We start from the raw sequence: 1372 nt of genomic DNA, 5'->3' as shown, positions 1-1372 counted from the left end.
CCCGAAGTGGAGAAAGCTCAAAGGGCGGCACCTGCGGGGTGCCGTCTTTTGACATTTCCCCACGGGACAAGTGGGAAAGGCTGGCATATACACGCACTTTCGCAAAGGAGGTTTTCAATGACGCAAGCTGTCACTTATGAACGAGAAACAAAGTCTGTCGCATTTCAAGGGAAGATCATTGTGCTGGAAAGCCTCACGCCGGTACTTCCCCCGAAGGAGAAAGCACAGCGCAAAAAAGAAATTGAGCGTTGTCTTTTTGAGGTGTTCAGCAAATATGGGGACAGATTTCCCTAATCATTCGTAACATTGTTGTCCGGGGCTGCTGATGGTATAATATAGTTGTAAGGTTGGTAGCTCCATTCCAACAAGGAAAGGAGCCCAATATGGAATTTATCAGAGAAGATTGTATTTACGCAAGACAGTCAGTAGACCGCAAGGACAGTATCAGCATTGAAAGTCAGATCGACTTTTGCAAGTATGAATTGAAAGGCGGGAGCTGCCGGATATTCAAGGACAAAGGCTACTCCGGTAAGAATACGGACAGACCGGAGTTTCAAAAGCTGCTGGGCGAGATCCGCAGGGGAAAGGTTCGGCGGGTCATCGTGTACAAGCTGGACCGTATAAGCCGCTCTATTCTGGACTTTGCAACGATGATGGAGTTGTTTCAAGAGTACGATGTGGAGTTTGTATCCTCCACGGAAAAGTTTGATACTTCGACCCCGATGGGCCGGGCCATGTTGAATATCTGCATTGTATTCGCCCAGCTTGAACGTGAGACAATTCAGAAGCGTGTCACAGACGCCTACTATTCCCGGTGCCTGAAAGGCTTTCACATGAGCGGACAGGCACCATACGGTTATCAGTTAGAGCCTACTGTGGTAGAGGGTATCCGCACAAAGAAAATGGTTGCCGATCCCGTAGCCGCCGATCATGTACGGCTGATGTTTGAAATGTACGCTGAACCGGAAACCTCCTTCGGAGATATTACCCGATACTTCGAGGAACATGACATAAAAATTTATGGCAAATCCATGTTCCGTACATTTCTTTCCCAACTTTTAAGAAATCCCGTTTACGCACAGGCTGATTTAGAGCTGTACGAATTTTTCAAGAGCCAGGGCGCAGCGATTGTCAATGACGCTTCTGACTTTGCCGGAACAAACGGCTGCTATCTCTATCAGGGACGGGATGTGAAGGAGGACAAGGACAGGTGCTTAAAAGACCAGATACTTGTTATCGCTCCCCATGAAGCACTCATTTCCTCTGACACATGGCTGAAATGCCGGAAAAAACTTATGGCAAATACCACCTTCCAGCAGGGACGGAAACCGAAGAACACTTGGCTGGCCGGAAAAATCAAATGCGGGCATTG

2 protein-coding genes are annotated in these 1372 nt (G+C 48.0%); both read left to right on the top strand.

The features are described 5' to 3' along the window. On the top strand, nt 1-294 hold a 294-nt coding region (locus PG722_RS13925), incomplete at its 5' end, for a hypothetical protein (RefSeq protein ID WP_270580885.1). 89 nt (nt 295-383) lie between these two features. Beyond that, nucleotides 384-1372, top strand: a 989-nt coding sequence (locus PG722_RS13920) for a recombinase family protein (protein ID WP_270580884.1), incomplete at its 3' end; no start/stop codon positions are given.

It is taken from the genome of Butyricicoccus sp. OF27-2pH9A, assembly GCF_027693185.1.
In the GTDB taxonomy this organism is placed as follows: Bacteria; Bacillota; Clostridia; order Oscillospirales; family Butyricicoccaceae; genus Agathobaculum; species Agathobaculum butyriciproducens.
Note: the sequence above shows the minus strand (reverse complement) of the source record. Positions and strands in the feature narration are given on the sequence as shown.